The organism is Streptosporangium sp. NBC_01639, from assembly GCF_045209755.1.
In the GTDB taxonomy this organism is placed as follows: domain Bacteria; phylum Actinomycetota; class Actinomycetes; order Streptosporangiales; family Streptosporangiaceae; genus Streptosporangium.
On record NZ_CP109272.1, the window covers coordinates 5,371,530 to 5,396,809 of the forward strand.

Sequence of the window (25,280 nt, forward strand, 5' to 3'; positions counted from 1 at the left end):
TCCTTCTCGTGACGCTTCGGTCAGATCTGGGGCCCGTCGCCCGGCGGCCCGTCGCCATCACCGCCGCCCAGGGCCGCACCGATCGGCACCGCGAACGCGATGCCGGCGAACGCCTCGTCGCCTCCCGGGTCGGCGATCGAGACGACGATCCCGATGACCAGGCCGCGAGCGTCCAGGAGGGGACCGCCGGAACTGCCCGGGTTCACAGAGGCGTCGAACTGGATGAGCCCGTTCAGGTCGCCGTCTTCGGCGGTCCGGTCGGCGGTCCGGTTCAGGCCCGACACGACGCCGGTGGAGACGCTGTAGGCCAGGCCCAGCGGATTGCCGATCGCCACGACCGGCGCGCCCACGGTCGCGGCGCCGCCGAGCGTCGCCGGGACGACGATCTCCGGCAGCTTCGCGGGCTTGAGGGTCGCGACGTCGCGTTTGGGATTCGACGACGTGACAACGGCCTTCGTCCTGGTACCGTCGGCGAACGTCACGGTGACGTCCTCAGCACTTTCGTCCGACGAGCTTCTGTTCGACGTGCCTCTGTTCGACGTGCCTTCGACGACGTGGTGCGCCGTCAGAATCGTCCCGTCTTCGGCCGCGATCACCCCGGTGCCGAGCGACTTCCCGACCTGGATGACCACCACCGACGGCCCGACCCTCTTGAAGACGTCGGGCACCGTGAGTGTCGCACCGGGCGTCGGCGTCGCGCTCGGCCTGGGCGCGGCCTCTTCGCCGTTCCCACCACTGCTTCCCAGCCAGTACGCAAGCAGCGCCACGACGACAAGTGCGCCACCCCCGACGACGAACCGCCGGGTCCGCCCAGCCACGGCTCCTTGAGCCTCGGCCGCATCGGCCTCCTGCGGCACGCGCTCCATTGCCCCATACTCATAAATCTCAGCCAAAAGTGCTACAAAATCGGCCTGAGAACTCCCTGAGAACCGCTCCCGCGGTCCCACGCGCGTAGCACGGAGACGAGGAGAGCGGCGCCGACCGCTGGTCGATACGCCGGACCCGCTGCACGACCGGGACTGTCCGCAACTCATCCCGATCTACGGCTGGAGTGTCAACCGTGGAGCAGCTGTCCGGAAACCGCGTGGCACACCAGAGTGCGGCGCCGTAGAGGTGTCATACGCAATGGTGCGCAACTACGTTCGCAGCAGGGTCTTTCCCTGGTTGCGTCCCGCCTGCATCCGCTCGTGCGCCTGTGCCGCGGCGGCCAGCGGAAGGACATCGGTGACGTCGATGCGTACGGCTCCCGAGGCAACGAGTTCCAGAGCCGCCAGAGCATGGGCGCGCAGGAGGTCGGGGGCGCGGCGGCTGACATCGCCGATGTTGTAGCCGGTCAGAGCTCGATTGTGCTTCCACAGGGGGAGGACCGGCAGGTTCAGGTCAGGGTGGCGGGCGGCTTCACCGTAGACGGCGATGCGGCCGAAGGGAGCGAGGACCTCCAGGCTGGCGATTCGCGTGGGGCCGCCTATCGGGTCGAGGACCACGTCCACGCCCCGCCCGCCGGTCGTGTCGCGCACCGCGTCGGGGAAACCGTCGCGCTGGAAGACCGCGTCGTAGCCGAAGCGCTTGGCGTAGACGGCCTTGTCGTCGTTGCCGACGGTGCCGTATACGGCGCCTGCGCCGAGGGCACGCGCGATCTGGGCGGCGACGGAGCCCACGCCGCCGGCCGCCGCATGGATCAGGACGGTGTCGCCGGGGCGGAGCCGTACCGCCTCGGCGAGGATTCCGTACGCCGTGGGCAGCACGAGTGCCGCCCCGCCGGCGGTCCGCAGGTCGATCTCGCCCATAGGGGTGCGCAGCGAAAAGACGAAGCGGGCCGGGGCGACGGCGAACTCGGCGTAGCCTCCGCCGTCGGGCAGGTACGCGGCGACAGGGTCCCCGACGACGAATCCGCTGACGCCCTCGCCAAGCGCGGCGACATGCCCAGAGGCTTCCATGCCGGGGATGTCGAGCAGGTCCGGCGGGCCGAAGTCGCCGAGGCGGTGCTGTACCTCGGCGTAGTTCACTCCCGCGTAGGCCACCCGGACCAGGACCTCTCCCGGACCTGCTTGCGGGGCCGGCACCGCTACGCTCCGCAGGACTTCCGGCCCGCCGTTCTCGTCGAATCCGACCGCCTGCATGACGTGCCCTCCCGTGATCATGTTGCCTTGGCAACCAGGCGCGGATCCCTGGTATTCCCATCGGTTGTTCCCGAAAGATGTCGATCGACCAGAAGCCTGTATCACGCCGGCAGTGTCGCCGGGGCGGAGCCGTACCGCCTCGGCGAGGATTCCATCAGTTCCTCGCCGACGCACCGCAGGTGCCGGCGGCGCTGCCTTCCAAACTCCCACGGGTTCTGTTGCTTCTCACCGAGATTTCTGGAGCCCACAGGGGTTAACGACTCTGTGCATGATTGCGTTGAGGGTGTGGTTGGCCGAGGCGATACTTTATTGATCATGCTTTCCGTCCTCCGAACCGGGCGGGAGGTCTATCGCGCCGCCGGGGACGGCCCAGGTGTCGTTGTCGGAGCGGCGGATCATCGCAATGTCTCCGGCGCCGTTGGTGACCACGACGTTCACCGAGGGGACAAGGCCGTTGGTTGTGGGTGCCTCGGGGCCGTCGTAGAAGTCGATCCGGCGGGCCATGGGGCAGGACCCCACCGGCGTGGGCACCGAGTCCGAAGTCCTTGACAGGGCCGAACCCGGCACGATACAAAACCACTTAGTTATAGAACCGAAGGGTAATCAATATGGCTGCCGACGTTCTCGACGCAACGTTCGCCGCGCTGGCCGACCCGACCCGGCGAGCGATTCTGGCCCGGCTGATGGAGGGCGATGCCACGGTGACCGAATTGGCCGCGCCGTTTGCGATGAGCCAACCGGGCATCTCCAAGCACCTGCGGGTGCTGGAGCGGGCCGGACTGATCTCCCGTGGACGCGACGCGCAGCGCAGACCCCGCCGGTTGGAGGCCGGCCCGCTCAAGGACGCCATGGATTGGCTGGCGGACTACCGCTCCTACTGGGAGGAGAGCTATCAGAGGCTGGACGATCTGCTCGGCGAACTCGAGCCCGGCGGACCGAACGCCGTCGAACGGGAGAGCCCATGATGTCGCGGCAGGAGCAGACCGAAGGTCTGACGGTACGGGCACTGTCCGACACCGACCTCGTGCTCACCAGGACGTTCACCGCATCCCGCCGGCTCGTCTTCGACGCGTTCACCCGGCCCGAGCTGCTCCGGCGGTGGCACGGCGCGCGCGGCTGGCACCTCGTCGTCTGTGAGGTCGACCTGCGTCCGGGCGGTGCCTGGCGCTTCGTGTCGAGCGGGCCGGACGGTGCCGAGATGGGCTACGGCGGGGTGTTCCACGAGGTCGACGCGCCCGGCCGGCTGGTCCAGAGTGAGGTCCATGACGGCTGGGACGCAGGTGAGGCCATCGTCACCACCGTCTTCGACGAGAGGGACGGCCGGACCGCGATGACCACCACGGTGCGCTACCCCTCGCGGGAGGTCCGCGACAGCGTGCTCCGTACCCCCATGAAACGCGGCGCAGGCGAGGCGTACGACCGTCTCGCCGAGATGCTCACAGAGACGACCTTGGAAGGCGAGCTGCAATGACCGACACCCAGCCCACGCAGACTGAAATCCCGGCCGACATCGCCGATATCCCGGCCGGCCTCACTGGACCGCCCGTCCGTCCCGGCGCGCTTCTCCTCGAGCTCGTCCCGGTGCCCGTCACGGACATCGACCGGGCCAAGGCCTTCTATGCCGACCGCCTCGGTTTTCACGTGGACGTCGACGTGCGGCCCTCGGACGGGGTTCGAATCGTCCAGCTCACCCCGCCGGGCTCGGCCTGCTCGATCACCCTGACCGAGGGCATCCCGTCCCTCGACATGCCGGTCGGCACGTTGCGCGGCCTGCACCTGGTAGTGAGTGACATCGAGGAGGCCCGTGCGGCGCTCCTCGAACGCGGCGCGGACGTGGGTCCGGTCGAGGACCTGGGCGGTGTCTACTACGCTCACTTCGCCGACCCGGACGGCAACACCTGGACTCTCCAGCACATGCCCTGGCGCGTCTGAGGACGCTTTTGAAGCTTTCCAGGTGGGCCAGATCTCCACAGTACGAGGGGAGGGTCACGTTCGATATTGGGAAGCGGCTGCCGAGTCTCACTTGATGCTTGACGTTTTGGTGTCGGATGATGCTTGACGGCACGAGTGTGAGCGCGAACCTTCCTACTCATCGTGCTGTCGGCGCACCATCTCGGTGATCCAGATGGGCGCGAACGGAGACGTGCAGCCCGGGGAAGTCGGGTAGTCCTTGAGCACCTCCAGGCGCTCACCGATGTCGATCGCCCGGGCACGGTACTCGGCGTGCTCGATCCCGATCTGAGCCAGGCAGTGGTTCATCGCCCACTGCAGGCGATCCGGGGCGTCTTTCATCTCCGCCTCGATGACGTCGAGCAGTCCTGCGAGGTCGAGGCCCTCGGGCTTCTTCGGCACGCGTTCGGTGGTCAGCGCCCAGCCGGCACTCGCGACCACCGGATCCGGATCGGCGGACCAGGCCAGGCGCAGCTCTTCGGAGTGCGGGTTCTTCTTCACCACGTAGTTCACGAGCCAGTCGTGCACCTTGGGTGTGCGCGCCTCACGCACCATGACGTCCAACTCGTCACGCTCGAACGCCTTCGGGCGGCAGATCAGGATCGCCAGCAGTCTCGCCGCGGTGTCATCCGTCTCCCAGAGCCGGCACGCGAGTTCCTGCTGCGTCTTCAGCCGCTTCGCGAGCGCGCGCAGCTTGCTGAGGTTCACACCGTGATCGTCACCGTGTCTCTCGTTCACCTCGCGTGCCTTCGGGTCCTCCAGCTCGGCCAGCTCGGCCATCACCTCGGCCACCATCGTCTCGGCCACCTCAGACTCCTGTCATCACGTGCGAAATGCAGCCTAGCGGGTGTCTGAAAAGACATTAGGTTGGTGCTCGGGTGAGTCTACGGAGCAGGGTGAAGCCCATGTGTGTCCACGATCCCAGGCCGCGGGGGCGCCCACCTGTTTGATGCTGTCCACGAGCAACGGCTTGTTCAACCAATCCAGCCACACTTGCGGGACCTGGGCACTTCGGGTCAGCGCCGAGAGCTCCCGCCAGAAAGCGGCGCGCTGCTCTCCGCCGGCGCGTACGGCCAGGCCGTTGACCAGAGGCAGGTCCTGCACCACCGTCGCGGCATTTGCCGCCGCTGACCGGAGCCTCTTCTCGGCGGGCTGGTTGCGGTACGTCACGACGAGCGAGAGTAGGTCGGCCTTGTCGTATCCGGCGGCGATCAGTGTGGTCACATCGAAGAGGTCGCGATTCGACGTGCCGACGGCCAGAGCCGCCGCGACCTCGCCCGTCCACAGCGACCCGGTCTCCGGTGATCAGCGTGACCGTGGAAGCCGTGCTGGTGGACGCGGTCCTGTCATCTTCTATAAGGGAGCAGGAGGGGAGGTCTGGGCTGTGTTCGCCACGCCTGTGGACGAACTCACCACCAGGAGTGCGCATATAAGGGGTAAGACATCGCGTTCGCGGATCGTGACGCGGCGAGGGCCGTAGGAGATGTCCTCCAGGCGCAGCGATAACACCTCACCCGGGCGGAGTCCGCCGTCCAGCATGAGCAGCAGCATCGCCAGGTCGCGCAGTTCCTTCAGGCCCGACAGTAACGCTTCCACCTCCGGGTCGCTCATCGGTCTGGGCAGCCGCCGAGGCCGCATGATCGAGACCCTCCGGCATACCGAACGCTGGGTGGCTGTGGGCGTCGACTACGTTGCCGAGGGACGGCACTGTCGACAGGTCCCAGGTAATGGTGCCCGGGGCGCGCAGGACCTGTATCGACCACAATGAGCATCGGCTGGAAGATGATCTTATATAGCGTGGAACGGGCTCTATCTATAGAATCTGTCAGCCTAGGTGAAGGCGGTTTCGTCGGTGCCCCGGGAGCCGATCCCCTGATCATTTCCCGCCGTGAGAATCCCGTGGCGCACACTCGCCGGGATGTGGCATCGGTAAGCTCATGCAAACAGCTTCTGCAAAGGCGCGGAATCTGAGCGCATCAAACTTGTGCATGTGCGGGCCCCTTTGAGTCGACACCCGGGCGGCGATCCAGCCGTCTGCCCTCGGCCCGAAAACGATCTCGAGCATGATCGGCGCCGGGGCGTCGTGGAGGTCGAATCCGGCCGGGTCCAACCGGAGCGGATTCACATCCACGAGCGGGAGATCGAACGTGATGTGGCCCAGGCTCTGCCAACGATCGAGGACCCCTAATTCTGCGTGATCGGCCTTGACGTGTGCGAAACGCCTCGCAGCGAGCCGGTCGACCATGCTCATGATCCCGCCGACAGTCCGAGGAACACCCGCTGGTTGAGTGAGAAGAGTTGTCACCAGCTCCTTCGCCCGGCTGCGTTCGGCAGGGCGCAGCCGCAGACCGACAAAGGCATCGGTGTCGAAACCGACTTCGATCGCGACGTCCTCGCCGGCACGGTCCAGCCGATGCCATACCGCGTCCACGCCTGACACGTCTCCGAGGGGAAACCTGTCGGCCTGTTCCCACACGCCGTTCTCGGCGACCACCAGAGCCACCGCAGTCCCGAAGAACCGGTGTAGTGGGTCAGTCGTCTCGCCCTGCATGAATCGAATCTCCTATTTCAAGGCCGGAGGGCCATCCATGGTGCCTGTTCCGGTGAGGCAGACATGGCCGCTCAGCCTGACTCCATCGATCCTGTCCGCCTCGCCCGTCAGGTCGACACGCATAATGCTGGGCCGGTTCAAGAAACGGCCTTGGGCCAGCTCGACCGTCTTGTTCATGTCGGCCAGCCGGTGACAGGCCAGGTAGGATGCTGCTGGTCCGGACGCGCTCCCGGTGGCGATGTCCTCGATGCTTCCGTCGTTGACCCAGTTGCGGCCCTCCCGGTTTTCCGGATCCAGGACGTAACAGAGCAGGGCGCCTGCTTCGGCGAGCATCTCACCGAAGGTGGCCGTGCCGATTCGCGCTCGCGCCAACGCGTCGGGGCGGACGGGAACGATGAGATACCGCAGGCCCGTACTGACCCATCGCACAGGAAGCTCGGGAACCAGGTCATCCGGCTCCAGACTCAGGGCCTGCGCCACCCGCGATCGATAATGGTCGTCCATCACGGGGCCGAATGTGGGAGCGCCCTGCTCCATGGAGACGTCGTACCCGCCCCTCCCGTCCGGGAGGCTGCGTACGGATACGGCCCGCGCGCCCAGGCGCAACGTCCATTGTTGTTCGTGGGCGGCGGCGCCATGCCGTTCATGAAGGACGGCAGCCGCTCCGAGAACCGGATGGCCGGCGAACTCGAGCTCCCTGTCCACCACGAAGATCCTGGTCTCGAAGGTGGTTGGATCCGGTGTCGGCCACAGGTAGGCCGATTCGAACTGCCGCACCTCGGTGGTGACCCGCATCAGTTGCGATTGCGACAGCCGTGGCGGGTCAACGAAAACCGCGACGCCATTGCCCTCATATCGGCGCTCGGCGAAGACGTCCGCGAGACGGTAGCCGAAGGATTCAGTACTCACCGCAATATCCATCCAATCTGGCAGTGGAACGTGAACAGCTTCTACGGGACGCGCTCGAGTACGACCTCCGCAGCGGCGAGGTCCTGAACTCCGATGCCCGTCAGTTTGGCGATCGTGATCTCGTCCGGCTTCCTGCGGACCGGATTCATCCACAGCGTGCCGAGCTCGACCAGGCTCCCCGCGTCCAGAGCTCCGGCGCCGACGGCACCGCGAAGCTCCCCGACCTCCAAGTTCTGGGCAATCGAGTCGACGTAGACTCTGTCCGCCCGAGCGAACGCGGTGGCGTCCAGCTCCCGCTTGACCAGGTCGTCGGCGCCGAGGGCAGTCACATGGTGGCCCGGACGCAGCCATTCACCCCTGAGGAACGGTTCGGTGCTCGCCGTCGCCGTGATCACCGATTGCGCCTCGGCCACAGCCTGCGCCAAGTCGGACACGGCCACGACGTCGACTCGCGGCAGCATCATGCGGAGTTCCGCAGCCATACGACCGACCCGCTCCGTGCTGCGCCCCCAGATCAGCAATCTCGAGAACTCCTGGACCGAGGCGAACGCCTGCACCTGCAGCCGCGCCTGCTGCCCGGTCCCCGCGACCAGCAAAGTGCGCGTGGGCGGTGCCAGTAGCTGCGCTGAGATGGCCCCGACCGCTGCGGTACGCCAGCCGGTCAGCCTACCGCCGTCGTCCTGAATGATCACGACAGGCTGTCCGGACTCCACATCGAACAACGTGACGGTGGCGTGCGCGGCAGGGAGACCGCGAGCGGCGTTGGCAGGCACGTTGGTGACGACTTTGACGGACCAGCGCCTCCCGCCGCGCAGCACGGCGGCCTTGATGTGCGTTTCCCCGCCGGGTACCTCGAACAGCGACATCGGTGCGGCGAGCACGTCACCCCGGCTGTAGGCGGCCAAGGCACGGCCCATCGGCTCCACGAAGTCCACCAGCTCCAGGGCGGCCTTGACCTGTTCCGACGTGATGACCCGCACCGCTGCCTCCTCCGCTGTCTGTGACGTCCTCACCATGTCACCGCTCAGCCGCCACTGGACATGCCACTTGCGAGATAGTGGACTGGTCGGATGCGAATCTCCTCATCAAACCTCGTCATGCTGCTGGGTTCGTGGCGCTCGCCGGCCGGGCTCGCCGAAGGTTTGGCTGACCGCCTGGCGGGCCTCATCCTCGACGGGCGTCTGCCCACCGGCACCCGGCTGCCCGCCGAGCGGCCGCTGGCGCACGACCTGCAGATCAGCCGCGCAACTGTCGTCTGCGCACTGGCCCATCTGCGGGATCGCGGATTCCTGGCCACACGCCATGGCTCCGGCACCGTCGTGCGGCTCCCTCCGGATGCCGCACTTGAGTCCATGGCGCCCTGGACGGCTCCCGTCTTGTCAGAACGATCCCGGCAGGAGATCGATTGGTCTGCGGCGGCTCCCTCAGCGCCGCCACCAGAAGTGCACGCTGCCTTTCATGCCGCACTCGACCGGCTGGCGTTCACCGGTACGGGCTACAGCGCCGCAGGACTGGCGGAACTCCGCGTCGCAATCGCCCATCTCTACTCCAGCCAGGGCTTGGACACGGATGCCGACCAGATATGCATCACCACAGGCGCACAACAAGCTATGAACCTGGTGATCCGAACGAGCCTCAATGCGCTCGACCGGGTGCTGATCGAGTCTCCGACCTACCCCGGCGCTCTTGATGCGTTCCGTGCCCGCAACGCACGGTTCGAGGCGGTCGCGGTCGACGGCGAATGGTCCCTCCCGGCGTTGCTCGCAGGGTTGCGGAACCCCAGGGTGAGCCTCGCCTACCTCATGCCCGGGCTGCACAATCCGACCGGGCACTCGATGGATGCGACGCAGCGTGAAGCGCTTCGCCAGGCGATCCGGACAACACGGGCACTGATCTTGATGGACGACACCCTCACCGATCTCGCCCCGCCCTCGGACGGGGCGATCCTCCGGTTTCACCGGTCCGCCCAGATCGTACGCATCGGCTCCCTCAGCAAGACCGTCTGGGGAGGTCTGCGGGTGGGCTGGGCACGCACGGACCGGGCAACGGCACATCGGCTCGCGTCCGAGAAGAGCAGATCCGACCTGGGAACCCCGATGCTCGAGCAGATCGCCGCAACCCTCCTCCTCAAGGACTATCCCGCTCTTCTCAAGGTGCGCCGCCGACACCTCTCCGAGGCCGCCGCCACGCTCACGGCGTTCCTGGCCGCAGCCGCTCCTTCACTGCAGGTGCCGCCGGACGCCAGCGGTCCCAGTCTGTGGTGCCGCCTGCCCCCGGACGTGACGAGCTCGGATCTCGTGGCGACCGCGAGCCGCCACGGTCTGCGACTCGTCGATGCGGCGCGCTTCAGCCCCGACCGCCTGGTGCACCGCCGTCTGCGTCTCCCGCTAGACATTCCACCCAGTATGCGTCCAGAGGCAGTCCGCAGGCTGAGCCGGGCGCTTGAGGAGGTGACGACCGAGAAGGCACGCCGGAGATCGGTTACTCGCGCCTGAGCACAGGAGGGATCCTCGATCTGCCACCGATACGAAATCCCACGTCTGCACAAATTCGCAGTAGTTCTCGGCACTGATCCTCGGGGGGGGGGAATCCGACCTGCTGACCGCCTCGGCTTGACTGCATGGCATCGGCTGTCCACCCGAATCGGTGGACACCGGATTCCATCCGCTCGACGGTGCCCGCTACCTGCGCGACATCCATCAGGCTGATGACAAGCCTGCCCGGCTGGCCGCCCACCATTCCTGCGCGATCTACGAAGCTACCGAACGCGACTTGCTCAGGAGTTCGACCAGGAACGCCCCGAACCGGTGGAGGCGCTGACCTACGGCGACATGACCACCAGCCCGGACAGCCTCCCTCTGGACGTCGACGCCCGACTCATGGAAATCCACTCCCGCTACGGCCTCGAGCACCTGGTCAGCCGGTCGATCGCCAACGCGGCCCCGTGCATCACCTCGGCCGTGCGAGCTGTACAGATCACGTTGAGTTTCGCCTCGTAGCCGTCTGCCTTGCCGGGCACTGCGTCATTCTCGGTCATTGGGCCGGCGGGGCGAGTCGCACCACCTGATCGCGGACGGGGTCGTTGAAGGCCGCCTGGAGCAGTCCGTTGTCGATGCCGGGGTCGCAGCCCGTCGAGACCCGGACATCCGCGGGCGGTCCGTCCGGATAGCTGAACAAGAGCTGGAACTCGCTGTCATCCACGCCTTCGATCCTTTGGCATCCGTGCTCACTCGGCCAGGTGTCCAAGGAGTTCAGCGCCACAGCCAGGGCTTCAGCCACCTGCCTACCGTGCTCCAGCCGGGGAGACCGCTTGCCGTACGGGTCATTTCTGCACACCAGGACCGAGACCGGCTCGCCGGGCACCATTCGCTCGTTCTGGCCCCGGCGCCCGGCGGATCCTCGGCAGGGGTCGTCCGGCCGTACGGGCTTCCACGTTCCCGTCTGGTAGGCGGCGGTGATGCTCCGCCCGACATACGAGTTGCTGCCGACCGTGCCGTTCGTCGTCGTGACGCAGGCGTTGACCTCCTCGGCGCTGCCCACCCACAGCGCTTCACCGTTGGGGTAGGCGAACCGAATGAGATAGTTCGTCACCGGCCCGTCCATCAGTGTGCACGGGCCGCCGCGGTCCTCTGTGGTGACCGGAAGATAGCCGAGGTCGCGAGCCATCGTCCTGGCTTCGCCCGTCAAGGTTCGAGACCCGGCAAGCCGCTCGCTCCCCGGGCGCGCGTTGTCCTCGGGATAGGCGCATATCATCGCCTTGGCCGGCTCGCCGGGCACGAGTGACTCCTCGACCCCGTCGACCTCGGCGGCAGCAGGCACCCAACCACCAGATCTGTCACTACCCCATCGTTCCGGGCACGAGGCCGGTATGGGCGGTGATCCGCTCATCGATCGTGAGATCAGTACGGCTGCCGCACATATCGCGATCGCGGCCAGAGCGGCGCCGAGCACATAGCGATGCTTCACAACACTGAGACGTCGATTCTGCTCGACCGGTTCGATGGGTATCTCCGCACATCGGTCATGTGATGGATCAGCCTGTAGAACGTTTTCTGACCACCTCGCCGAACGGGGTGGTCAGTCGTTCGTTGAACGTATTCGGAACTACTCGTTTAGCGGTTCCTCGGGCACGCAACGATGTTGACTCAGGCAAAACCTAACCGATGTGCGGCAGCGCCGTACCGTCGAGGAAGTGCCTGATCCGCAGCCGCATCGATCGGTCCATCGGCAGGGTGTCGACCTGGCCGTGAGGCACCCAGCGGACTTCGCGGGACTCGTCACTCGGCGTCGGTTCCCCAGAGACGGCCAGGCCGGTGAGCACGATGGAGAACTCCTGGCGGTCCTCGCCGTCGCTGGTGTAGAGGAACACGTGCCGCGGGTCGGTATCGGAGCCGACGAGGCCGGTGATGCCGGTCTCCTCCAGCGTCTCCCGGACGGCCGCCTCCGGCAGAGACTCACCGAGGTCGATCGCGCCGCGGGGCACGGCCCAGTTGTCATGTCCGGTCGGCGGATCGTCAGAATGTCGCCCGCCTCGTTGGTGACCACGACGTTCACGGATGGCACCAGGCTGCTGGGCGCGGGGGCGTTCGGGTCGTCGTGGAAATCGATGCGGCAGGCCACGATCAGGACCCAAGGGGGGTCGCGCCGGCCCAGACGTTTTCGAAACTCTCCAGGTAGGTCGAGACCATGTCTCCACCCAGCACCTTACGCAGGTGCATGACCGGAGCGTCGGCGGCGAACTTGCCGTAGATGTGGGTGTTGACGAGAAGCCGGTCGTCTCCGCGGTAGATGGAGTTGTACAGGATCGTGTGGTGCAGCCGTATCTCGATGCCGTCGATCTGCCGTAGCGGGCGGTAGAGCGTCAGGGCCATTCGGGTCTGTGCGGCCATGCCCTCACCGGCGCCTTCGTCGGCCCCGCTCTGGGCGACCTCAAGCGCGTCCGGGTCACCGAGCAGGATGCGCACCCGCACACCGGCTTTGGCCTTCTCTGCGAACGTCCGCATGATGCCGGTGTCCTGAGCGATGAAGATGCCGCTGTAAACCAGCACGCCGATCTCTCGTTCGGCTTGTGTGAACAGATGTCCCCAGGCGTCCCTGGGAACGGCCCAGCGATGCGGGTGGACGGTGACGATCTCGCTCTCGGACGCGGCGGCCACTTGCTGAGGCGTCAGTGCCTCGGGCCACAGGTACTTCTCATCCGTTTTCAGGAACGAAGCCACTGCGTACCGGTGTTTTCGGTACGGCGTGCGGTCCTTGGTGATCCACCGCTCGACCGTTTTCGGGTCGACCGCAATCGCCTCGGCCAGTTCGGCCACCGATGCCCCGCGTTCGAGAAGGGCCGCACGCAGTCGCTCGTTCGTCATGCCACCTGCCCAGAGGGGACGTCCAGGGACGTGGCAATCGTAGACCGGACGTCCTGAACATGTCCCGTCCTGTAGTGATCTCGTCCCCTTTGATCGGCGCACTCTCGGTATCGCAAGCCAGCACCGGCAAACGACCGAGAGGAGAGACGACAGTGATCAACGACTTTCGGGTGCTCGACGAGACTCCCGCCTGCGCGTGCGGCGCGGCGTTCGAGGAGGGACACCTCCTCTGCCGCACGTGCTGGGCGCGGGAGCACTGGATGCGGCGGCACGAGGTCGGGCGCAGGGTCACCGAGCAACGCGGGGCGAGCCGGTGGCCGGCCGACTGTCCGCTCTGCTTCGCCGAGTCGGGGGTGAGCTGGACGTGACCGCGATCCCGCTGATCATCGGCCTCGTGCTCGGTGCGACCGTACTCGTCGGCTACCTGCTCGTCCTGGTCGGGATGCGCCAGGAGGACCGGCGGATGCGCCTGGCCGATGTTCCCCCGAGCCGCACGGCGGGACTGGCCCGAAAGGTCACCGGCTGCCACGCCCGGGGATGACCACGCTACTCGCGGTCGGCCAACATCGACTCGACCCGGGCGAGCCGCTCCGACAGGTCCCGCAGCGCGGTGCGGATCTCGGTGAGCTCATCAGAGGCCGGCGGGACCGGGGCGGCGTCGTCGCGGACGAAGACGCCCTTACCCTGCCGGCCGACCACCGGCTCTTCGGCCCGGAGCATCCCGGCCGCCGGCTTCCTCGCCGGGCTGCGTCAACAGGCACAGGTCGTGGTTCCCGATCCGGCCGATCAGCTGGTCCTCGCGGTGGCCAGCGCTTGAGGATCAGCGCTTGAGGATCAGCACTCCCCTCGGTATCTGATTCCGGAACATATGCGCCATCCTGAGGAGAAGGATCAGCCTCACGTCCCTCGTCTGCTGCAGGAGCCGCCGATGTCCGCCCGTCGGATCGTCCCCAACATCCACTCTGAAGCCCTGGAAGAAAGCTCGAAGTTCTACGGCATGCTGGGCTTGGAGGAGGTCATGAACCACGGCTGGATCGTGACCCTCGCCTCCCCGTCCGCTCCCACGGCGCAGATCAGCATCATGACCGGTGACAAGACGGCACCCATCACCCCGGACATGAGCATCGAGGTGGATGACGTGGACGCCGCCTATGCGGCCATGTGTGCCGGCGGTGCCGAGATCGTGCATCCGTTGCAGGACGAGGAGTGGGGCGTCCGCCGGTTCTTCGTCCGCGACCCGAACGGCCGCGTGGTCAACGTCCTGGGACACCGCTGACCGCAGAGGTTCGGTGACAGCGGTAGCAGCCGATGTGGGGCACCGCCCGGCCGGTCAGATGGTGACCGATCCGCACTCGCGGCGACCGGTCCATCGTCGGCGTCCCGACCTCTTCGTACGGCGGAGCCGGACCGCGTCACCCCTATGGAGCCTCTGCGTACTCCCGCAACCGGCTGTTCATGAGATCCCAGAAGGAGCGGCAGCGTTCGGCCCTGGGCAGCCAGGGTGCGATATACCAGGCCTCCCACTCACCGTCCGAGGTCTTGATATGAGGGTTGAGGAGGTACGTACCGGCATCGTATTCGCCGATCTGGAGGGTGTCCGGTACGTACTCTCCTCGAAAATGGACCGTGTCCTGATCTTCCCCGTAGACGAAGTAGTCCTCATCGGGCACGCTCAGGAGCTTCTCGTCCGCCGGGGACGACCACATGTCGGCCAGATGCGGGTCGAGGTCACGAAGCCAGCCGATCCCGGCAAGCGGCAGCAACTGGCCGCAGGCGATACCGTCCTCGTCCCAGCCGTTGGTGACCTGGAGGAATTCCCGGTAACTCGGCGGCAGGCGGACACCGAGACGCTGCTCGTGCTGCACGAGCTCGGACTCGGTGATCCCAGGTGAGCCCAACCAGTTTTGAGCGCGAGCTTCAGCCGCCAGGTGTTCGGGGTCATCCCCGTACACACGCTCAATGGCTATCGGCCCCACGTGCCGCAGCAGGCCGAGCCAGGGATAGCGCATGCTGCCGGGGACCTGGACGACGCTCATGGGTCATACCGTACGGCAATGTGATCAAGAGGATTCAGCTGATGTACGGCAGGCCGGCTCCTGCCGGGTAGCGAGCCTCAATGGCTGAGGTCGTGGTGAGGGCGGCCGGTTCCGTGCGCTGGCCCGTCTCGTCGAGCCGGTCGGCTCATCAGGGAGGCTCGTCTGGGCTCTCACCCGGACCGAGGCTTTCGTAGGGAAGGAATCATCCCTGGAAGTGCGGCGCGACCTCGATGAACCGGTACCCGTTCAGCACTGCGAAAACGAGGTAGGCGATCCGGGCCGACTTGTGCTTCCGCAGGATCACAAGCACGACTGTGGCGAGGAACAGACTGATCCCCGAGGAGTAGAAGGCAAAGAAAACCCTGTCCGGATCGCTGAAGGCCGGCATCTCCGGATCCCAGTCGTAGTTGGTCGGCAGGAAGCTGATGAGCGTCATGAACAGCGCGAGGATGGAGATTCCCGTGCTCACCATGGCCACCGCAACCTTTCGGCACCCGTGGCCGAACCCGGCAGGGGCAAGCCGCCCCTCTGGGAAGTCACTGCTCATGGCAGAGCCTTTCTGTATTCCACCGAGTGTCCGGTGTCTGGCTGAAAAGTCATTCACCGGTGTTGCGCAAGATGTCCATGGCGTGGATGACATCGGTGACCGTGTGATCCGGGGAGTACTCATGATCGGGCCGGCTGCCGCGGTTGATCCAGATCGTGTGCAGGCCGGCCGCGTGCCCTCCGCCGATGTCCGCGACGGGGTGGTCGCCGACCATCCAGCCCCCGCCGGTGAGATCCGTGCCGCACCGCTTGGCGGCGATCTCGAACAGGCCGACGTCGGGCTTGCGGATGCCCTCGACGCCCGAGAGTGCGTAGCCGTCGACGGCATCGGCCAGGCCCGTCCGCTGGATCTTGCCGAGCTGGTTGTCCGCTGTCCCGTTGGTGACGATCCCGACCCGCCATCCGGACGCGCGTAGCTCTGTCAGTGCGGCGATGACCTCGGGACGACACTCGACAAGGTGCGGCATCCGCCGGCGGTACGCGGCCCACAGCTCCGTTGCCGAAGCGGACAGCTTGAACCGCTCGCGCACCTTGGTGAAGAACAGCTCGCGGTGGGGCAGGCCGTTGCGGTCCAGCTTGACCAGGTGGTCGACGGCCTTCCGGCTGAGTCGATGCTCTTCCGCGAACTCATGAGCCCACAGCAGGAAGGCGGCGTCCAGGTCGATGAGGGTGTTGTCCAAGTCGAAAAGCGCCAATCGCTGCACGATGCCCGATCCTAGGCGGAGCCGACTTCGCCCTGCAGGCCCGTGCCCCGGCCGCCGGCCGGTGCTGTGGGATCGGTGACTACGGCCCACTCAGAGGAGAGGTGACCTGCGGAAACACTCCAAGATCCATCCCATGCACATCCCACAGCCGCTGACATACGGCTGCCCGCGGTGGCACACGGCTGCGTAGGACCGGAAGGAGGACGGAAGCGAACACCCAGGTCAAGGGCGTGATTGCTGGTCAGAAGAGTGCCCCGGGCGTGATTCGAACCTGCGACACCCGCTTTATGAGAGCGATCACTCATCCGGCAAGGTACCTGCTCTGACCTGGGAAAATCTCTCGATCAACAATCACTCGGAACATGATCATTCCATAACCTCTCCGGGGCCGGCAGTCGCTCGCAGTCGGCCCGATCACTCCTGCCTGGAATCCGTAGCCGTGGAATCGCTTCGAGGGGAGGCGCTTCGAAGCTCCTCGATGAACGGCCAAAACGGGCTGTTCTCGTCAACCTCGATGCGCTGGTCTTTGTCGATGATCGTCGCGTTCGACGTGTCGTCTTTTCCGGCTGGCGTGGTGACCGGTCGACCCGTCTTCTCCAGGTCGTCGCGGTTGGCCAGATGGACTCCGGCTGTGAGCACCAAAGCGACGCTCAGAACGAACATCAGCCAGTAGCACCATGCTCGTCCGGGCCCGAATCTCAGCGGATCCTTCTTGATCACTTGTCTCCTCCGACGTGTCACGGGCCGAACCGGTTACAACGTGGCGTCCTCCCAGTGCGGGGTATGCGATTCGATGTCCTTCGGCACGCGAATCCGCCCGTTCAGGAGAACAAGGGGTGTGATCTCAGCGCTCTCGTGGAAGCGCAGGTAGCCGACGAAGGATTCGACACCGCTGGTAGGTGCGTCGACCGAGCACCGGCCGAGCCAGTCCAGCAGTGTCCGGAGCCGGTAGAAATCGTCGGGATGGAGTTCTTGGCGTACCGTCAGTGCCCAGCCGTCCGATCGCTCTCGCGCGACCAACTCGGCGACGAGCGCGCCCCCCACGCGCCGAGCAGCGCCTCGCTGCGCAAACACGGGCTCCGCCTCCGCGTCTTCCCACTCGCAATCGGGGTCGTCGGGGTCACCGAGTGGATAGGTTTCCACATATCTGTCAGTACCGATCGGCAGCCGCTCAGGACGTGGCCCTTGCCCCACATGCCACCGCAACTCGGCGAGCTCCTCGTCGGTGACGTCGGCACGAACGTCCACCGACAGCACGAGTTCGTAGATGTCCCCCATCGGCACACCGTACCGTCGCGATGCCCTGAAAGATCATTCTGTGAGGATTTCCTACAGGTTTTTCATCCTTTCTCGCTCATGCTGAAGGGCCGGAGTTGTCATTGTGCGGCCGTGGTCTCCGAGACGGGGCCGGTCGCAAGGTGTCGGGCTCTCAGCAGTGGGACGACGGCGGCGAGCGTGGCCACGGTGGCCAAGGCCAGGCCGGGGAGCAGGGTCAGCGGCGCGGGTGTGGAGCCGCCGATCCCGGCGAGCCATTCGGCGGGTGTTTCCAGTAGGTCTCCCAGGCTGCCAGCCAGGCCGGTGAGTACGAACAACAAGCCGCCCACCCGGCCGAGCAACCGGTCGGGCGTGATCGCCTGACGGTGGCTGAGCAGGGCGATGGCGACGACGATCGTTCCAGTCAACGGGACGAATCTTCCGACTGCGTACCAAAGCCCCCCTTGGTCCGTGCCGGACAGTGCGAGCAGCAGGGTGAACGGCTGGCTCACCAGCACGGCCGACCAGGCCAGCCGGAAGGCGCCGAACCTTCGGCAGAGCAGCACGGCCAGCAGCGCCCCCAGCAAAGGCGCGCCGTAGAGCGGCACCATGACCGACCACTGGTAGAACTCCAGTGGTGCCTCTGTCGCCGCCGAGTCCAACGCCATGCTCAATGCCTCGTCCGTCGCCTCGTCGACGAGTTCTGCGAGCAGTGCCGACACGACCAGGTACAGGATGATCGCTCGCAGCACCGGGTGCTTCACAGTAAAGCGGATCCCCTCCGCCATCTCCCGACACAGGCCCACTCTGGGCGGCGGTGGCTCCTCGGCAGCGTCGACGCTGCGAAACAGCAACGCCGCCACGGCCATCGCCACGCCGACGACGACCAGAAACGCGAATGCGTCCTCATCCAGTAAGGACAGCACCGGCATCAGAGAAAGAAGGAGGATCTGCGGCAATACCGACAGCAAGGCGTTCGCCGGAACCAGGCGCTCACGCCCGACCAAGGACGGCAGGTAGGCGTCCTGGATGGCCGGTGCCACCACTGCCAGGGCGGTCATCACTGTCATTACCGCGATGATGTGCGGCCTGCTGGTCGCGCCTAGACCGTCGGCCACCGTGACAGAAGCCACCGCCACCGCTCCCAACAGGGCCATCATCACCATGATCGATCGGCGGCGCCGCACCCGGTCAATTAGCACCCCGAGTGGCAGTCCCAACAGGATGGACACGAGAGCCCCTGCGGCTTCGTTGAGGGTGATCACGTCAAGACGGTCTATCCGCGGCTCCGGTCCACTTCGCGGCAGGGTCGGCTCGGTGAGCATAAAGGAGGCGGTGAGAGCGGCGGCGGCGAGGCTGAAGATCAGGAACCGCCGCGATCGTAATGAGCCGGGGGAGGTCATCCGAATATCATTTCCATGATCGTCCTAGCATCGCAAACCGCCGGGAAGATCTGCTGAACGCGGCCACGATCGTGGCCGGTGCCTGGCGGTCATCGGCCCGTCTGTGTCCACCTGTTCTGCCAGATGCTGTAGAAGCGAACTACGCTTCCCTGGGCTTTATAGGCGGAGTGAGTGGTATCGCCGAGGGCGAAGTAGCGCAGGAGGGTGAAATTGGGTCTCGATGTAATGTCCAGCGGCGTGTCAGGCGCCTGAGAGATCCCCCATGGGGAGAAGCCTCTGTCGGCGAGTTCGGCGGTATCGACCCCGTCGCATCCACCGTGATCGGCGTAGCCCGTCCGTTGGACGTGATCAGCCAGCTATGTCAACGATGTCTGAATCCTGACCGTCTATCGGCGGCTGGGTTCTAGGGCGGATGCAGTACCAATGAGAGGGGGTGAACAGCTTGCGCACTCTTCGACTTCCCGGCCCGACCTGGGTAAACGCCATCAAGATCATCACGTGCATGCTCCGTGATCTCTGACATCAGCTGCCTGCAGTGGCATCGAGCTGCTTGCGACCTTCGAGGAGCGAAAAGCGAATGCCCAGGCCACTGAGGTGATCTCAGCAAGATCAATAGGGGCAGTTGCGATTCGATGCCTTCAAAGCGACGTCGGCAGACATGAATCGGGATGGATCGCGATGCCCCTGAAATAGGCGTGGAGCTTTCGGTAGAAGAGGTCTCACCACAAGCCGTCTTCAGTCCAGAAAGCCCCACGTGATCACCTATCGTGCCACGCTCGACGTCCCTCGGGAGCTGGTTTGCCACCTCTCCCTGCTCCTGGCGGCCGAGCGCCGCCGACTGGGCACCCGCGCGGGTTCTCGGGCGCTGACCTGCTTTGAGCAGGCGGTGATGGGGTTGCGCTGGTTTCGCGACCGCACCGACCGGGGCGCCCTCGGCCGTGACCACGGCGTCTCCCGCGCGACCGCCTACCGCTACATCGACGAGGTCATCGAGGTCCTGGCCGATCAGGCGCCCGACCTGCACCAGGCCTTGCGGCGCGCCGTCGATGAGGGCCTCACCCATCTGATCCTGGACGGCACCGTCATCGCCACCGACCGCTGCGCCGAGAAGACCATCAGCGTCAAAGGCGAACCCATCGACCTGTGGTACTCCGGAAAGGCCCGCCACCACGGCGGCAACATCCAGGCGCTGTCCGCGCCCTGCGGCCTGCCGCTGTGGGTCTCGGCCGTCGAACCCGGATCGGTGCACGACCTGACCGCCGCCCGCGCACACGTCCTGGGAGCGCTGTACAAAGCCGCCGCCGACGGCCTGCCCACCCTGGCCGATTCCGGCTACGACGGCGCCGGCATCGGCATCTTCACCCCGGTCAAACAACCCTCCGACGGCCGACCCCTCGACCTCGACACCCGTACCCGCAACGCGCTCCTGCGCGCCCTGCGCTGCCTGGGAGAACGCGGCTTCGCCCTGCTCACCCAACGCTGGCGCACCCTCCAGCGCATCACCGCCAGCCCCAGCAGAATCGGCGACATCATCAAAGCCGCGCTCGTTCTCACCCATTTCGAACACGGCTACCTGACATGAAAGTCGCTGAGATCACCTCACTGGGTGTTTTCGCTGGTCAGAAGAGTGCCCCCGGCATGATTCGAACATGCGACACCCGCTTTAGGAGAGCGCGCTTCATTCCGCCCGTTCAGCTGCTCTGACCTGCCTGAAAACGCTAGATCGACCGAGCGAATTTCATGATCATCCCACAGATGTCCCGCGTTTATTGAGGTCGAACTTAGGCTGCGAAATAAGTGGTCGGGGTGTGCTGCAGCTTCATCTGACGGTCGAACATTCCATTCTGAACCTGATCTTCTTGCTAGATCGTACGATTGCTGTATCTGCACAGCGTCTCCTGCGAGGCTCGGTGGCGTTAACAAAGCCCTGTGTGTCGTCGAGGGTCACGGCTATACCTGGTCATAAGGTGTCAGAACGGCGAACGAAAGCGAGCAGGGTCCTGTGGCGAATCCGTTCGATCGAGTTCGCTCACGCACAGCAAGCATGGTGTTCTCCACGAACGAGTCACCTGAGGAGTGCCCGGAGTGAGGACATGACGGCAGCGTCCGAAGCTATCGCGGACCAGGCGCCAACGCCTCGCTGGATCGCGCCGTCCCTACGTGAGAGTGAAGGTCGCGACCCGCTCGGCTTGCAGACGACGACCCAGGATCGCCTGATGCCGCTGCTCTTGCCGGGAATCTTGGAACTGTCGCGACGGGCGCGGTACTTCGCGTTCCACGCCTTCCTGCTGGATGAGTACAGACGCAGACGCCTACCGGCGGACAACAAGTCGCTGTCGATGTTCATCCTTCGTCGCGAGTGGGATCTCGGCCTGGCAGTGCAGCGCTGCCCGAACGACTGTGGCTCGAGCCCGGTAGGCGCGCGAAGGCTGAGCGACCTCGCACGGCGTTCGGGGCCCTTCGCTCGCGGGGAATCCGTCGAGAGCGGCTTCGGCGGTTACGGCCTGTACTACCGCTCACCGATGACCGAATTGGGGGTCGTAGCGCGAGCCGGGACGATGCTCGGCGAACAACCAATCCCGATTGACGTCCTGCGCGATACCGAACGGGCCCAACGACTTGCGGCGGAATTTCGGAGCGCTGTCGAAACCACCGAGTACTACCAGCGCGCCATGTGGACCAGCGACCCGCTACCAGCGGCGGTGGTTGACGAATACGCTGCGGTCGCTTGCCTGTGCCGGCTTCGTGAGCGACCGGGCGAGCGTAACGCTGTGCACGACGCCATCTTCGCCAGCGATCCACCTGCCGCCCCCGACAGCGCCAAGGCGGAACCAAGCGCCGGCGCCACGCCGGATGCCGGTGCCGTACAGCGACGGCGGAGCGTAGGGCATTACCTCAATCTCGTAGCCACCGATCCGAACGTGCCGTGGTCCGGCAGGGCATATCGGGACGCGTTATGGTCATATCCCCAGTCGCGTAGCGAAGGGCACGCTCTCGTCGCCGGTCAATGGGCGGCGCTGATCGCCAAGGACGTCTGGCAGGAACTTATCTGTTCGGTATGGTCGCAGTTCTGTCGCGCCGGGTTGACCCGCAGCCGCGAGGTCGGTCGGGGGCTCACCCACGCCGAGGTACGCGAAGTGGCCTCGAACATGGTTGAAGGTCCACCCGCGTGGGCTGTCGGCTACTCAACGGCTGAAGTTGCCGCTGCGCTCGATGCCGCGTCGTTGATTGTGACTGACCGGGACGGCGAGGGCGTGAACGTTGCCGCGGCGTCGCTAGACACGCTGCGGCGGCTGACCGCTGGACTCGACACCGCCACCTCCGCCGTCGTGGTGCTGCTCGAACTCGCCCGCCGTACGAACGGCCGCGCCGACCCAGGCTGGGTCAAGGCGTCCGGAGTGAGATCGGTGTGGCAACCGTCGATATCCGAGGTTCTGACTGGGGCGCGCGAGCATCTCGACCGTCAACCGTCCATCGGTGAGACGCTGTGGTGGCTCGTGTCGCGATTCATCATCCCGGTGCATGAACGCATCGCCTACTCCAAGCTGCCTGACTTCACCTTCCGTTTCCGCTGGGAGGAAGGGCTACTGCGGTTCTATGACCATGGCATCGAGCGGTTCCCGCTCGCCGCGATCCGCGCGGATGCGTTGCGCTGGCTTACCTGGGACCTTGGCCTATGGGAAGGTGACGAACCAGAGCAGTCGACGCTGACCGATCGGGGTATCGCCTTCGTTAACGAGGTGCTTCGATGACCGACCCGGTTGCCCCTTCGGTAGAACGAAGCCATCCGGTCGACGAACTGTTCACCGGCGCCGCGTCGGCGTTGTGGGCCACGACGTATAGCGTGGACCTTTCGTTATTCAACGAGTTTCTGCTGCCGCGGCTGGGAGAACCTCCACTTAACGTTGTCGTCCTGGCGGACCACCGCAGGCTTACCGCCAGCCTTGACCGCCTGCCCGCTGACGCCGTCGACGCCCTCGCCGCTGTGAACCGGCGCTGGCTGCTCCGCGGCGTACGGCCGAGTGGTCAGGCGTTCCATCCCAAGACATACCTTGCGGTGGCCGGGACCAGGGTGACGTTGCTGGTCGGCTCGGGAAACCTGTCGATGACCGGGCTCGACCGGGGCCGGGAGGTGTTCACCAGCTTCCGATCCGGAACGCCCATCGGCGACGCCGCCATCGCTTCTTGGCGAACGTGGGTGCGCCGCGTTGTCGGTCTCGTCGACGACACGGTCCTTGCCCAACGACTGCTCGATCTCGAGGCGCGGCTCGCGACCAAGCCGGCCGGTACGCCAGCAGTCGCATCACCCATGCTCCACAACCTGGACACCTCCCTCGCTGCCCAGCTCAAGACGATCCTCGCCGAACAGGCACCGTCGGGTATCGACGAGCTGCTGCTCAGCGCGCCGTATTACGACGATGATGCAGAGGCTGTCGGGCGCCTGCTTGCCGACCTGCGCCCTCGCCACGTTCGGATATTCCTGACAAGCGACACCAGCGTCAACGGCGACCGGCTCAAGGATCAGCTGTACGTCGGCGGTACCACCGCCGACGTACTCATGTACCAACCGGACGAGTTCGTGCACGCCAAACTCGTCGGGGCCATCGCTGGTTCCCAGGGATGGCTCCTGTCCGGATCAGCGAACCTGTCCCGAGCCGCGTTGACCCGCACCGTGGGACGGGGCGGCAACGTCGAGGTCGCCGTTCTCACCAAGCTCACCGCCGACGAGATCCGAGCGATTTTCACGCCACCAGAGACCACAGCCATTGGCGTCGACCTCGATCAACTCAAATCATGGTCGTTCCGGCCCGAACCAGAACAGGCAGCGCCTGCTGTACGTCTGATCTCCGCAGCCGCCGAGGACAGCGGACGGGTGAGGGTGGCCAGCGAACCAACCGCCGAGCCCGATTGGCTGCTTGATGACCTGACTCAGCGACAACCGCTCACCCTCGATCCCACCGGCAAGGCCGTTACCGCCGGTCCGCTGGCTGGGCGACTCGTCCGCTTGATCGATGCCGACGGTTCGATCCTGTCCAATCAGGTCGTCGTGGACAACACAAGCGCCCTTTCAGCCGCGCTCACCGACACGGCACGACCCGGCAACGACCTGCCGGACGGCCTTACCGCCGGTGACCTCGACACCCCACTCGGCCAGGTGCTGGCCTGGTTGCACCGCAACCTGGTGATGGAGGTCAGCGAGAAGGTGACGCCCGCCTCAGCCGGTAGTCTTGCCGCCGACGAGGAGACCGAGCAGAGCGGCGACGACCTGTGGGGACGCCTCGAACGCGAGCAACTCGGACGTGACCCACGCGCTAGCCGATACGGCCGAATGTGGAGTGACACCCTCGACGGCAGTGAACCAATCATCGAACTGCTCGATGCGCTGCGTGCTCGGACTCCATCCGAAGCCGCCACCGGACGAACTGGGCATTCACTTCTCGAGCGGCTCCTCGATGAGCCCATCGACGCCGAGGATGGGAAACGAGAAGCAGAGGAGGATGCGAAGCCACGGCGGTGGCAACTCGCCGCCCGCGTTCGGGTACGCGCCCGCAACCTCCTGCGGCGCTGGGCCGACGCGCAAACCGACCCACGTCTGGTGTGGGTTGAACCCCTCGCACCGGCCGGCAACTTCACAATGATCGTCGGCGCCTTGGCCAAGCTCAACCTCGCCGCCGCCCGGACCCCCGACCACGTTGCGTTGACCGAGGACGACCTCGATGACCTGTGGCTGCAATGGCTCGGCGTATTCGCGGGAGATGGTATCCACGCCGGCTGGCTGAACCAAGTCGATCAAAATACCCGAGCGAATGCCCAACGACGGTTACCCGCGTGGCTCCCGGAAGCAGCTGCGGCATTGAGTTGGCTGACCGTACGCCCAGGTCCTGCCCACCGGGAACGAATAGTGCAAGCGCAACCGCTCATCATCGCCGCGCTCAACCACGACCTGCTCGACCCGACGGACGAAACCGCCAGGTACCTCAGCACCATCACCGGACATATCGTCACTTGCACCGAAATCAATCAACAGCTCGTGGACGCCGCCACGTACATCGATGACGACCTCTGGTGCACCCGCACAGCGGCGGAACTGACCCTCGAAGACCTCACCCTCAAAGCGCCACCCGGCGCCGCGGCCATCGAGGTCCGCCTCGACGTGCAGGGCATCACGGATCCACTCTTCGACCCACGACTACCGCGCCTTCTCGCCGCGACGCGCCAATACCGGCGCTGCCGCGGCATCGTGGTCTACGCCACCGACGGTAGTTGGCGGCTCTCCATCATCGACGGTAAGAAAATCGCTGTTCTTCCCGGCCGTGGCCAGCGATTCATTGAGTCAACAGAACCAGTCAGCGACCATTTCCTCGATCAAATCAACATGGCCGTCGGTGTGCTGGCAGACCTGTTCGCATAGCTCCGTCGAGACCGAGACGAACGAACGCGAGC

28 protein-coding genes and 2 pseudogenes are annotated in these 25,280 nt (G+C 65.7%); 11 read left to right on the forward strand and 19 right to left on the reverse strand.

Annotated elements, in window-relative coordinates:
- Positions 1 to 20: 20 nt before the first annotated feature.
- The 3 genes and pseudogenes from OHA77_RS24600 to OHA77_RS24610 all read right to left on the reverse strand — a co-directional run.
- A complete protein-coding gene (locus OHA77_RS24600; RefSeq protein ID WP_406311847.1) occupies positions 21 to 818 on the reverse strand; it encodes a S1C family serine protease in 798 nt (265 codons plus the stop codon).
- 318 nt (positions 819 to 1,136) lie between these two features.
- Positions 1,137 to 2,141 (reverse strand): zinc-binding alcohol dehydrogenase family protein, encoded by a 1,005-nt coding sequence (locus OHA77_RS24605; protein ID WP_406311848.1) that lies wholly within the window; start codon positions 2,139 to 2,141, stop codon positions 1,137 to 1,139.
- 321 nt (positions 2,142 to 2,462) lie between these two features.
- Positions 2,463 to 2,624 (reverse strand): annotated as a pseudogene (locus tag OHA77_RS24610) (NUDIX hydrolase); the annotation flags it as partial.
- A gap of 104 nt (positions 2,625 to 2,728) precedes the next feature.
- Between OHA77_RS24610 and OHA77_RS24615 the strand changes: the two are divergent.
- The 3 genes from OHA77_RS24615 to OHA77_RS24625 are packed head-to-tail and all read left to right on the forward strand — an operon-like array spanning position 2,729 to position 4,052.
- Positions 2,729 to 3,085, forward strand: coding sequence for an ArsR/SmtB family transcription factor (locus OHA77_RS24615; RefSeq protein ID WP_406311849.1), 357 nt, complete (start codon positions 2,729 to 2,731; stop codon positions 3,083 to 3,085).
- Positions 3,082 to 3,591, forward strand: a complete 510-nt coding sequence (locus tag OHA77_RS24620; protein WP_406311851.1) for an SRPBCC family protein — start codon at positions 3,082 to 3,084, stop codon at positions 3,589 to 3,591. The genes OHA77_RS24615 and OHA77_RS24620 overlap by 4 nt, the downstream gene beginning before the upstream one ends.
- Positions 3,588 to 4,052 (forward strand): VOC family protein, encoded by a 465-nt coding sequence (locus OHA77_RS24625; protein ID WP_406311852.1) that lies wholly within the window; start codon positions 3,588 to 3,590, stop codon positions 4,050 to 4,052. The genes OHA77_RS24620 and OHA77_RS24625 overlap by 4 nt, the downstream gene beginning before the upstream one ends.
- 153 nt (positions 4,053 to 4,205) lie before the next feature.
- Here OHA77_RS24625 and OHA77_RS24630 read toward each other — a convergent pair whose 3' ends face one another.
- The 6 genes from OHA77_RS24630 to OHA77_RS24655 form a co-directional block, all read right to left on the reverse strand.
- Positions 4,206 to 4,877 carry a DNA alkylation repair protein gene (locus tag OHA77_RS24630; protein WP_406311853.1) on the reverse strand — a complete coding sequence of 224 codons (672 nt, stop codon included), beginning with the start codon at positions 4,875 to 4,877 and terminating at the stop codon, positions 4,206 to 4,208.
- 33 nt (positions 4,878 to 4,910) lie between these two features.
- Complete coding sequence (locus OHA77_RS24635) at positions 4,911 to 5,294, reverse strand: hypothetical protein (RefSeq protein WP_406311854.1); 384 nt, start codon at positions 5,292 to 5,294, stop codon at positions 4,911 to 4,913.
- A gap of 129 nt (positions 5,295 to 5,423) precedes the next feature.
- Positions 5,424 to 5,681, reverse strand: a complete 258-nt coding sequence (locus tag OHA77_RS24640; protein ID WP_406311855.1) for a tyrosine-type recombinase/integrase — start codon at positions 5,679 to 5,681, stop codon at positions 5,424 to 5,426.
- A gap of 265 nt (positions 5,682 to 5,946) precedes the next feature.
- Complete coding sequence (locus tag OHA77_RS24645) at positions 5,947 to 6,621, reverse strand: hypothetical protein (protein ID WP_406311856.1); 675 nt, start codon at positions 6,619 to 6,621, stop codon at positions 5,947 to 5,949.
- 12 nt (positions 6,622 to 6,633) lie between these two features.
- On the reverse strand, positions 6,634 to 7,530 hold the full coding sequence (locus OHA77_RS24650) for a PhzF family phenazine biosynthesis protein (RefSeq protein ID WP_406311857.1): 897 nt from the start codon (positions 7,528 to 7,530) through the stop codon (positions 6,634 to 6,636).
- 41 nt (positions 7,531 to 7,571) lie between these two features.
- Complete coding sequence (locus OHA77_RS24655; protein ID WP_406311858.1) at positions 7,572 to 8,510, reverse strand: ornithine cyclodeaminase family protein; 939 nt, start codon at positions 8,508 to 8,510, stop codon at positions 7,572 to 7,574.
- Between the two features lie 117 nt (positions 8,511 to 8,627).
- Between OHA77_RS24655 and OHA77_RS24660 the strand changes: the two genes are divergently transcribed.
- Together OHA77_RS24660 and OHA77_RS24665 are read left to right on the forward strand one after the other, a co-directional pair.
- A complete protein-coding gene (locus OHA77_RS24660; protein ID WP_406311859.1) occupies positions 8,628 to 10,025 on the forward strand; it encodes a PLP-dependent aminotransferase family protein in 1,398 nt (465 codons plus the stop codon).
- 312 nt (positions 10,026 to 10,337) lie between these two features.
- Complete coding sequence (locus OHA77_RS24665) at positions 10,338 to 10,529, forward strand: hypothetical protein (RefSeq protein WP_406311860.1); 192 nt, start codon at positions 10,338 to 10,340, stop codon at positions 10,527 to 10,529.
- A 34-nt stretch (positions 10,530 to 10,563) separates the two neighbouring features.
- Here OHA77_RS24665 and OHA77_RS24670 read toward each other — a convergent pair whose 3' ends face one another.
- The 3 genes and pseudogenes from OHA77_RS24670 to OHA77_RS24680 form a co-directional block, all read right to left on the reverse strand.
- Positions 10,564 to 11,349 (reverse strand): hypothetical protein, encoded by a 786-nt coding sequence (locus OHA77_RS24670; protein WP_406311861.1) that lies wholly within the window; start codon positions 11,347 to 11,349, stop codon positions 10,564 to 10,566.
- Positions 11,350 to 11,686: 337 nt separating this feature from the next.
- Positions 11,687 to 12,150 (reverse strand): annotated as a pseudogene (locus OHA77_RS24675) (NUDIX hydrolase).
- A gap of 2 nt (positions 12,151 to 12,152) precedes the next feature.
- Entirely contained in the window at positions 12,153 to 12,893 is a 741-nt protein-coding gene (locus tag OHA77_RS24680; RefSeq protein WP_406311862.1) for a helix-turn-helix domain-containing protein, read from the reverse strand.
- Positions 12,894 to 13,045: 152 nt separating this feature from the next.
- Between OHA77_RS24680 and OHA77_RS24685 the strand changes: the two genes are divergently transcribed.
- Together OHA77_RS24685 and OHA77_RS24690 are read left to right on the forward strand one after the other, a co-directional pair.
- Positions 13,046 to 13,261, forward strand: a complete 216-nt coding sequence (locus tag OHA77_RS24685) for a hypothetical protein (protein ID WP_406311864.1) — start codon at positions 13,046 to 13,048, stop codon at positions 13,259 to 13,261.
- On the forward strand, positions 13,258 to 13,434 hold the full coding sequence (locus OHA77_RS24690; RefSeq protein WP_406311865.1) for a hypothetical protein: 177 nt from the start codon (positions 13,258 to 13,260) through the stop codon (positions 13,432 to 13,434). The genes OHA77_RS24685 and OHA77_RS24690 overlap by 4 nt, the downstream gene beginning before the upstream one ends.
- A 5-nt stretch (positions 13,435 to 13,439) precedes the next feature.
- Here OHA77_RS24690 and OHA77_RS24695 read toward each other — a convergent pair whose 3' ends face one another.
- The gene (locus OHA77_RS24695; protein WP_406311866.1) at positions 13,440 to 13,613 is read right to left on the reverse strand and encodes a hypothetical protein; all 174 of its coding nucleotides are present in this window, start codon (positions 13,611 to 13,613) and stop codon (positions 13,440 to 13,442) included.
- Positions 13,614 to 13,821: 208 nt separating this feature from the next.
- Here OHA77_RS24695 and OHA77_RS24700 point away from each other — a divergent pair, with 208 nt between their 5' ends.
- Positions 13,822 to 14,169 carry a VOC family protein gene (locus tag OHA77_RS24700; protein ID WP_406311867.1) on the forward strand — a complete coding sequence of 116 codons (348 nt, stop codon included), beginning with the start codon at positions 13,822 to 13,824 and terminating at the stop codon, positions 14,167 to 14,169.
- A 142-nt stretch (positions 14,170 to 14,311) separates the two neighbouring features.
- Here OHA77_RS24700 and OHA77_RS24705 read toward each other — a convergent pair whose 3' ends face one another.
- The 6 genes from OHA77_RS24705 to OHA77_RS24730 form a co-directional block, all read right to left on the reverse strand.
- On the reverse strand, positions 14,312 to 14,929 hold the full coding sequence (locus tag OHA77_RS24705) for an SMI1/KNR4 family protein (protein ID WP_406311868.1): 618 nt from the start codon (positions 14,927 to 14,929) through the stop codon (positions 14,312 to 14,314).
- A 202-nt stretch (positions 14,930 to 15,131) separates the two neighbouring features.
- The gene (locus OHA77_RS24710; RefSeq protein WP_406311869.1) at positions 15,132 to 15,401 is read right to left on the reverse strand and encodes a hypothetical protein; all 270 of its coding nucleotides are present in this window, start codon (positions 15,399 to 15,401) and stop codon (positions 15,132 to 15,134) included.
- Between the two features lie 124 nt (positions 15,402 to 15,525).
- A complete protein-coding gene (locus OHA77_RS24715) occupies positions 15,526 to 16,179 on the reverse strand; it encodes an HAD family hydrolase (protein WP_406311870.1) in 654 nt (217 codons plus the stop codon).
- A 414-nt stretch (positions 16,180 to 16,593) separates the two neighbouring features.
- On the reverse strand, positions 16,594 to 16,899 hold the full coding sequence (locus tag OHA77_RS24720) for a hypothetical protein (RefSeq protein ID WP_406311871.1): 306 nt from the start codon (positions 16,897 to 16,899) through the stop codon (positions 16,594 to 16,596).
- Between the two features lie 33 nt (positions 16,900 to 16,932).
- Positions 16,933 to 17,457: a hypothetical protein gene (locus tag OHA77_RS24725; RefSeq protein ID WP_406311872.1), complete on the reverse strand. Its 525-nt coding sequence runs from the start codon at positions 17,455 to 17,457 to the stop codon at positions 16,933 to 16,935.
- Positions 17,458 to 17,555: 98 nt separating this feature from the next.
- Complete coding sequence (locus OHA77_RS24730; protein ID WP_406311873.1) at positions 17,556 to 18,836, reverse strand: MFS transporter; 1,281 nt, start codon at positions 18,834 to 18,836, stop codon at positions 17,556 to 17,558.
- Positions 18,837 to 19,590: 754 nt separating this feature from the next.
- Here OHA77_RS24730 and OHA77_RS24735 point away from each other — a divergent pair.
- The 3 genes from OHA77_RS24735 (at position 19,591) to OHA77_RS24745 (ending at position 25,248) form a co-directional block, all read left to right on the forward strand.
- Positions 19,591 to 20,418, forward strand: a complete 828-nt coding sequence (locus tag OHA77_RS24735; protein WP_406311874.1) for a transposase family protein — start codon at positions 19,591 to 19,593, stop codon at positions 20,416 to 20,418.
- A gap of 511 nt (positions 20,419 to 20,929) precedes the next feature.
- A complete protein-coding gene (locus OHA77_RS24740) occupies positions 20,930 to 22,588 on the forward strand; it encodes a hypothetical protein (RefSeq protein WP_406311875.1) in 1,659 nt (552 codons plus the stop codon).
- Positions 22,585 to 25,248 (forward strand): hypothetical protein, encoded by a 2,664-nt coding sequence (locus OHA77_RS24745; protein WP_406311876.1) that lies wholly within the window; start codon positions 22,585 to 22,587, stop codon positions 25,246 to 25,248. Before OHA77_RS24740 ends, OHA77_RS24745 begins: the two co-directional genes overlap by 4 nt.
- Positions 25,249 to 25,280: the final 32 nt, after the last annotated feature.